Source organism: Actinomadura sp. BRA 177 (assembly GCF_013372625.1).
Lineage (GTDB): Bacteria > Actinomycetota > Actinomycetes > Streptosporangiales > Streptosporangiaceae > Spirillospora.
On record NZ_JABXFD010000064.1, the window covers coordinates 1 to 7551 of the forward strand.

The 7551-nt window shown below is 72.8% G+C and carries 7 protein-coding genes; 6 read left to right on the forward strand and 1 reads right to left on the reverse strand.

The window, feature by feature from the left end:
• Positions 1-619: 619 nt before the first annotated feature.
• From HUX53_RS00740 to HUX53_RS00765, 6 genes are all read left to right on the forward strand, one after another.
• The gene (locus HUX53_RS00740; RefSeq protein ID WP_176401222.1) at positions 620-1714 is read left to right on the forward strand and encodes a Xaa-Pro peptidase family protein; all 1095 of its coding nucleotides are present in this window, start codon (positions 620-622) and stop codon (positions 1712-1714) included.
• Positions 1715-1745: 31 nt separating this feature from the next.
• Entirely contained in the window at positions 1746-2303 is a 558-nt protein-coding gene (efp, locus tag HUX53_RS00745; RefSeq protein WP_176401223.1) for an elongation factor P, read from the forward strand.
• Position 2304: 1 nt separating this feature from the next.
• Positions 2305-2721, forward strand: a complete 417-nt coding sequence (gene nusB / locus HUX53_RS00750; RefSeq protein WP_176401224.1) for a transcription antitermination factor NusB — start codon at positions 2305-2307, stop codon at positions 2719-2721.
• 210 nt (positions 2722-2931) lie between these two features.
• On the forward strand, positions 2932-3666 hold the full coding sequence (locus tag HUX53_RS00755) for a methyltransferase domain-containing protein (protein ID WP_176401225.1): 735 nt from the start codon (positions 2932-2934) through the stop codon (positions 3664-3666).
• Between the two features lie 5 nt (positions 3667-3671).
• Entirely contained in the window at positions 3672-4937 is a 1266-nt protein-coding gene (locus tag HUX53_RS00760; RefSeq protein ID WP_176401226.1) for a DNA polymerase IV, read from the forward strand.
• A 147-nt stretch (positions 4938-5084) separates the two neighbouring features.
• Positions 5085-5480: a DUF3040 domain-containing protein gene (locus HUX53_RS00765; RefSeq protein WP_176401228.1), complete on the forward strand. Its 396-nt coding sequence runs from the start codon at positions 5085-5087 to the stop codon at positions 5478-5480.
• Between the two features lie 176 nt (positions 5481-5656).
• On the opposite strand, the gene HUX53_RS00770 is transcribed toward HUX53_RS00765, so the two are convergent.
• Positions 5657-7551: DUF3488 and transglutaminase-like domain-containing protein (locus HUX53_RS00770; RefSeq protein WP_176401227.1), on the reverse strand; the 1895-nt coding region annotated here is incomplete at its 5' end.

The window sequence follows — 7551 nt, forward strand, 5'->3', positions numbered from 1 at the left end:
CGTCGTGAGGGGGGTGTGGGTTCGTTTGCTAGTTCTATTGTGGTGCTGTGAGAGCTGAGCGTGACGGTGGAGACTGGGCGGCCCAGTCAGTGTCTAGAGGGGGGCGGGGTAACTGAGAGGGGGACGAGACCGGGGGAGCAACAGTGGCGGAAGGGGGAAGCGAAAGTGGTGCGGAAGGGCGAGGCTGAATGCGGGCGAGGGGTTGAGATATATTGCAGGGGATCTAGGGCGTATGAGTGGAAGTGGGGGTGGTCCGCATGTCGTTGTGGTGTGTGAGGTGGGGGGGACGTGGGGGGAAGACAGTATGCGCTTGGGCGGGAGGGGCAGAGGTGGAAAAGCGACGGGGCCGGGCGTGCCGCGGGGCGGCCCGAGTGCCGGTGCGGGCGGCGGAGGCGACGGCGCCGGCGGCGGTGAGCGCGCCCGTGCCGAGCAGTCTGCGTCGGCTGACTCGGGTCAAGGGGAATCCCTCCTGGGGGGAAGTCCATGCGGGGGGACGGAAGGGTCACACGGCAGCTCACGCTAGGCCGCACCTCGAGTCAGAGTCGAGGGTTTCTCATGTTTGTGACCGCGTCGAGACGGCCTTCCCGCCCCGCCCCGGCGATCATCTAGAGTCCTGAGCATGGGGGAGACGCACAGCAGGGGAGAGACGCACGCGGCGCGGCGCCGCCGGCTGGCCGCGCTCGCCGCCGGACGCGACGCCGGCGCCGTCTTGGTGACACGGCTGGTCAACATCCGTTACCTGACGGGCCTCGACAGCTCCCGCGCGGCGCTGCTCGTCCCGGCCGACGGGCCCGCCGTCCTCGCGACCGACGGCCGGTACGCCGGCCTGGCCGCCGAGGTCTGCCCGGAACTGCCCGTCATCGTCGACCGTCAGGTCGCGCAGGCGCTGGTGGCGCGCGCCGCCGAGGACGGCCACGGCCGCGTCGGCTTCGAGGCCCACGACATGACCGTCGAGGAGCACGCCGCCCTCCTCGAAAAGGCCGCAGTCGAACTGGTGCCGCTCGGCCACCTCGTGGAAGAACTGCGCATGGTCAAGGACGAGGCGGAGATCGCCCTCCTGCGCGAGGCGTGCGCCATCACCGACCGCGCGTTCGAGGCCGTCCTCCCCGAGATCCGCGCCGGCGTCACCGAGCGGGCCGTCGCGGTCGCGCTCGAACGGGCCATGGTCGACTTCGGCGCCGAGCGTCCCGCGTTCGCGTCGATCATCGCGTCCGGCCCGAACGGCGTCGTCCCGCACCACCACCCCGGCGGCCGCGAACTCCAGGCCGGCGACCTCGTCACCATGGACTTCGGCGCCCTGTACGGCGGCTACCACGCCGACATGACCCGCACCGTCGCGATCGGCGAGCCCGCCGGCTGGCAGCGCGACCTCTACGACCTCGTCCACCGGGCGCAGCGGGCCGCGATCGGGGCCGCCCGGCCCGGCGCGGACACCAAGGACGTCGACGCCGCCGCCCGCGACGTCATCAAGGACGCGGGGCACGGCGAGGCGTTCCCGCACGGGCTCGGGCACGGCGTCGGCCTGGAGATCCACGAAGCGCCGCTCATGGGGTACGACAAGACCGGTAAACTGACGGATCGGGTACCGATCACCGCCGAGCCGGGGGTCTACCTCACGGGCCGGGGCGGGGTCCGCATCGAGGACACACTGGTGGTCCGCGCGGACGGCCCGGAGCTCCTCACCACAACGACGAAGGACCTGCTCGTCCTGTAGGCGCGCGGGTCCGCGACCGGGAGAACAGCCAGTGGCGACGACGAACGACCTGAAGAACGGCATGACGCTGAACCTGGACGGCCAGCTGTGGACCGTCCTGGAGTTCCAGCACGTCAAGCCAGGCAAGGGCGGCGCGTTCGTCCGCACCAAGCTCAAGAACGTGCTGTCCGGCAAGACCGTCGACAAGACCTTCAACGCCGGCACCAAGGTCGAGGTGGCCAGCGTCGACAAGCGGGAGATGCAGTACCTCTACCGCGAGGGCGAGGACTTCGTCTTCATGGACACCGAGACCTACGACCAGCCGCACATCTCCGGCACCGTCGTCGGCGACGCCGCGAACTACCTGCTCCCCGAGCAGAACGCGGTGATCGCCTTCAACAACGAGAACCCGCTGTACGTCGAGCTGCCCGCCGCCGTCGTGCTGGAGATCACCGAGACCGAGCCCGGCCTGCAGGGCGACCGCTCCACCGGCGGCAGCAAGCCCGCCACCGTGGAGACCGGCGCGCAGGTCCAGGTCCCGCTGTTCATCACCACCGGCGAGAAGGTCAAGGTCGACACCCGCTCCGGCGAGTACCTCGGCCGCGCCTGAGATGGCGGCGCGCACCAAGGCCAGGAAACTCGCGCTGGACATCCTGTTCGCGGCGGAACTGCGGGAGGAGGAGCCCTCGGCGGTGCTCGCCGGCCGCGGCCGTCCCAACCAGGACGAGCTGGCCGAGTACCCGCACGCCGTCCGGCTGATCGAGGGCGTCCAGGAGCACCGGGAGCGCATCGACGAGCTGATCTCCACCTACGCGACCGGCTGGACGCTGGACCGGATGCCCGCCGTCGACCGCAACATCCTGCGGATGGGCGCCTTCGAGCTGCTGTGGGTCGACGACGTCCCGGACGGCGTCGCCGTCAGCGAGGCCGTCGGCCTGGCCACCGAGCTGTCCACCGAGGAGTCCCCCCGCTTCGTCAACGGCCTCCTCTCCCGCCTCCAGCAGCTCAAGCCGTCCCTGACCCTCTAATGTGGGAGCAAGCGGTGCACTGTGGCCACCTCAGCCGACGCCGCAACCACGCAACGACCCCAACGCCTGCGATCGCGACCGAAGGCAGGTTCGAGCTTGCGAGAACCTGATCGCGCAGCGAGCCGCCAGGCGAGTCGGAGCGATGCAGCGATCGCGCGCAGGGCCCGACGATGGAGGGCCCTCCAGGGCCCGAAGGAGGAGGGCACTGCAATGAAACACAGCCGGGTGCGGAGTGCGGTGCTGTGGGACGCGCTGCGGACCGTGCTGGGCCGCATCACCCCCGAGGCCGGTCCGCGCGACGTCGTGGACGTCGGCGGCGGCACCGGCGGGTTCGCGGTGCCGCTCGCCGAGCTGGGGCACCGCGTCACCGTGGTCGACGCCAACCCGGACGCGCTCGCCGCGCTGGAACGCCGCGCCGCCGAGTCCGGGGTGCGGGTCCGCGCGGTGCAGGGCGACGCCGTCGACCTGCCCGACCTGCTGGGCCCGGACGCCGCCGACCTCGTGCTGTGCCACAGCGTCCTGGAGTTCGTGGACGACCCCGGCGCGGCGATGGCCGCGCTGACCGGCGTGGTCCGGCCCGGCGGCTCGGTCAGCGTGCTCGTCGCCGGGCAGGTCGCCGCCGCGCTGCACCGCGCCGTGTCCGGGCGCTTCGACGACGCGCGGCGGGTGCTGACCGACCCGTCCGGGCGGTGGGGCGAGGGCGACCGGATGCCCCGCCGCTTCACCCGCGAGACGCTGTCGGCGCTGGTCCGCGGCGCGGGCCTGCGGGTCGCCGAGCTGCACGGCGTGCGGATCTTCGCCGACCTGGTGCCGAGCGGCCTGCTGGACGGCGACTCCGACTCGGCCGACGCGCTGATCGCGCTGGAGTCCGTCGCGGCCGTCCACCCCGTCCTGCGGGACCTCGCGACCCAGCTGCACCTGGTCGCCGACAAACCGGCAGAGTAGCCGCCGTGAGCCGCAAGCAGCAGCTGCACCGGCCGGGGCCGCAGCCGGGGCCGCCCGCCGACGACACCGGCTGCCACATCCTGCACGTCGACATGGACGCGTTCTTCGTCAGCGTCGAGCTGCTCGAACGCCCCGAGCTGCGCGGACGTCCCGTGATCGTGGGCGGCGCCGGGCCGCGCGGCGTGGTGTCCGCGGCGTCCTACGAGGCCCGGACGTTCGGCGTGCACTCGGCGATGCCGATGACACGCGCGCGGCGGCTGTGCCCGCAGGCGGTCGTGCTGCCGGTCAGCCACGGCAAGTACTCGCGGGTGTCCGCCGCGGTGTTCGAGATCTTCCGCTCCATCACGCCGCTGGTCGAGGGCCTGTCGCTGGACGAGGCGTTCCTGGACGTGGCGGGCGCCCGGCGCCGGCTCGGCCGGCCCGCCGAGATCGCGCGGCTGATCCGCGAGCAGGTGCGCGACCAGCAGGGCATCACCTGCTCGGTCGGCGTCGCCAGTACCAAGTTCATCGCCAAGCTCGCCTCGACCCGCTGCAAGCCCGACGGGCTGCTCGTGGTGCCCGCCGACGGCGCCGTCGGCTTCCTGCACCCGCTGCCCGTCGCGTCCCTGTGGGGCGTCGGGGAGCGGACGGAGCAGAACCTCACCCGGCTCGGCCTCCGCACGGTCGGGCAGCTCGCCCAGGTGCCGCTCGCCACGCTCCAGCGCGAGCTGGGGAACGCGCTGGGCGCGCACCTGCACGAGCTGGCGTGGGGCCGCGACCCGCGCGAGGTCGTCCCGCACACGCCCGACAAGAGCATCGGCGCCGAGGAGACGTTCGACACCGACATCGACGATCCCGAGGTCATCCGCCGGTCGCTGCTGCGGCTGGCGGAGAAGACCGGCGAGCGGCTGCGCGAGAGCGGGAACGCCGGACGGACGGTCAGCGTCAAACTCCGGATGGCGAGCTTCAAGACGATCACCCGGGCGCGCACATTGAGCGAGCCGACCGACCTCGCCCGTGTGATCTATGTCACAGCATGCGAGCTGTATGAGGCGGCCGGGCTGGAACGGGTACGACTCCGTCTGGTCGGGGTACGGGTGGAGAACCTGGGCCCGGCCGGCGAGGCCCCCCGTCAGCTCGCCTTCGACGAGCCCGAACGCGGCTGGCGTGAGGCCGAGCGAGCCATGGACCAGGTCGCGCACCGGTTCGGCCGCGGCGCGGTCCGCCCCGCCGCGCTGGTGCGACGGGCGACCGATGGTGACGGACGTGACGGCAGGGACGGAAGACAATGAAAGAAGGCGGTGGGGTGACCGGCACCGGGCCCTCGACGGGCCGTTCGCTTTCGTACGCTCGACAGTGCTCGTATTCTGGGCATATCACCGTTGACGTTCGCGTCCCGCATCGGAGACCCCGTCGCGGAGCTGTCGTTGGGAGGTGCCGTGCCGCTCTCTGAGCACGAGCAGCGCATGCTCGAACAGATCGAATCGGCTCTGTACGCCGAGGATCCGAAGTTCGCTCACGCGGTCCGCTCGACCAACCCCCAGGTTCACTACAAGCGCCGGATCATCAAGGCCGCCCTCGGATTCGTCGTGGGCGTCTGCGCCCTGATGGCCGGCCTCGTGATCAATGAGGGCACGGTCACCATCGCGATCAGCGTGACCGGTTTCCTGCTCATGGTGGTGTGCTGCGTCTGGGCGTTGACGAGCTGGAAGCGGATGACCGGCATCGGAAACGAGCCCGCCGCCCCGAGCGGCGGCGGCTCGTCCCGTCCGGCCAAGGCTGGCTTCATGGAACGCATGGAAGAACGCTGGCGCCGCCGCACCGAAGGCGACTGAGCGGCGTCTGGAGCGGAGCTCCAGCGGAGCGGAGGACGGCGCCCGGCCTCGCCTGCGGGGTCTTGGTCGTCCTCCGGGGACGATGTGGCGTGCGCTGAACGTCCCGGCCGCGCGTGGATTGCCCACGTGCGGCCGGGACGTCGGCGTATCCGGGGGTCCCTGCCGCCGCTGGGCGGTCAGCGGCGGCGGAGGCGGGTGGGGAGGTCGTTCAGGCGGGCCGTGACGTCCAGTGCGCGGTCGGTGGCGGCGCGGAGGGCGGCGCGGGTCTGCGACATCGTGGACGGCGGCAGCAGGCGGGCGCGCCAGCGGGTGCGGCGGCCCACCGACGCGGCGAACGCCTCCCGGACGGTCCGGACGTCGGCGCGCAGCCGCTCGGCCGGCTCGGCGGAGCGGGATTGGGAGTAGCGGGCCAGTTCCTCCGCGCGGGCGATGCGGGTGATGGCCTGCGTGCTCGTGCCGTCCAGATCGAGCAGCTCGCCGAGGCGGCGGGCGGTGGCGCGCGGGGAGTCGCTGGCCCGCCATTCGAGTCCGTGGTCGAGCGCGTCGGCGCGCATCTCCTGCCAGGCGGCGTGCGCCACCCTCGCCGGGTCCGGCCGGGCCGCCCGCCGGGGCCCCGGCGGGAACTCCGGGCCGGGCAGCGGCCGGACGCCGGGCAGGGGCCCGCCATCGGGCGCAGGGTCGGGCGACCCGTTCGCCCTTGCCCGCGACAGGATGTCGGATGACAGCGCGGTCGACGGGGTGAGCGCGGCCCAGCGGCGGCGGCGGGTGAACGAGCGCAGGGCCATCGGGACGCCCATCAGCAGCAGCGTCAGCAGCGCGCCCGCCAGCCAGGGCGTCGCGGTGAACCCGTCGTCCTCGGCCTCCTGCGCGGAGGTGGTGCTGCCGGGGGCCTGGTCGTCGCGGTGCCGGGCGCCGGTGGTGGGCGAGGCGGTCGCCGCGTCGCCGGCGGCGGAGCTGTCCGGCGCCTGCGCGGACCCGCTGTCGCTCCCGCCGCCGGTGCTGACCGCGGGACGGCTGTAGGTCGGCGTGACCGCGGTGCCCTGCCCGGCCGCGCCGGACGGCGTCGGCTCGAACCGCACCCAGCCGGTGCCCTGGAAGTACAGCTCCGGCCAGGCGTGCGCGTCCCGCGACCGGACGACCCACTCGCCCGGCCGGACCTCGCTGCCCGGCGTGTACCCCATGGCCACCCGGGACGGGATGCCGAGGATCCGGGCCATCAGCGCCATCGACGCGGCGTACTGCTCGCAGTAGCCGCGCTTGCTGTGCAGCAGGAAGTCGACGAGGTCGCTGCCCTTCTGCGGCGCCGGCGCGGACAGGTCGTAGCTGAACCCGCCGGTGACGGTGAACCAGCGCTGCAGCCGCACGGCCTGCGTGAGCGCGGTCGCCGACCCGGCGGTGACCTGCTCGGCGAGCCTCCTGACCTGCTGCGGGACGTTCTTCGGCACCGCCGTGTAGTGCGCGACGATGTCGGCCGGGTAGCCGCCCGCGGCGGCGAGCTGCGCGGCGGTCGGGTCGGCGCGCACGCTCTCCACCGTGTAGGAGCGCCCGCCCGCCGAGTCGCGCAGTGAGTACAGCATCAGCGACGAGGGGTGCACCCGCCAGTCGCCCCTGATCGACACGCTGGTCGGGGCGTACGGCACCGGCAGGAACGTCATGTTCCGGACCTCGGACCGCACATGGACCCTGGTCGTCACCTTGTGCACGCGTCCGATGGACAGCCCGGGCGGCGGCGGAAGCGTCTGCCCGTAGACCACCCTGTCCTTGGCGCTGCTCTTCAGCGGGCTGTAGGTCCACCGGTCGCCGTCGAACCGGTCGAGCGCGTAGAGGCGCAGGTAGTCGGGGCCCTCGGCGTCGTCGGTCCGGTAGGTGAGCACGACGGAGTCGTCCAGCCGGGTCAGCTCCCGCTTCAGGCTGACGAGCGGGTCGGGCGTGGTCACGATCCGGTTGTCGCCGCCCGAGCCGCCGCCGAGGCCGAACACGCCGCGGTCCCGGGCCTGCAGCCGCGCGGCGTGTTCGGCCCTGCCTCTTATACACACCTCCGTGCCCACGAGACGGCCCCCGATCGCGTATT

What these genes read in the sequence shown, in the direction of transcription:
- HUX53_RS00755 (WP_176401225.1), top strand. Translation starts at nt 2,932, where the DNA reads ATGAAACACAGCCGGGTGCGGAGTGCGGTGCTGTGGGACGCGCTGCGG.
- nusB (WP_176401224.1), top strand. Translation starts at nt 2,305, where the DNA reads ATGGCGGCGCGCACCAAGGCCAGGAAACTCGCGCTGGACATCCTGTTC.
- HUX53_RS00740 (WP_176401222.1), top strand. Translation starts at nt 620, where the DNA reads ATGGGGGAGACGCACAGCAGGGGAGAGACGCACGCGGCGCGGCGCCGC.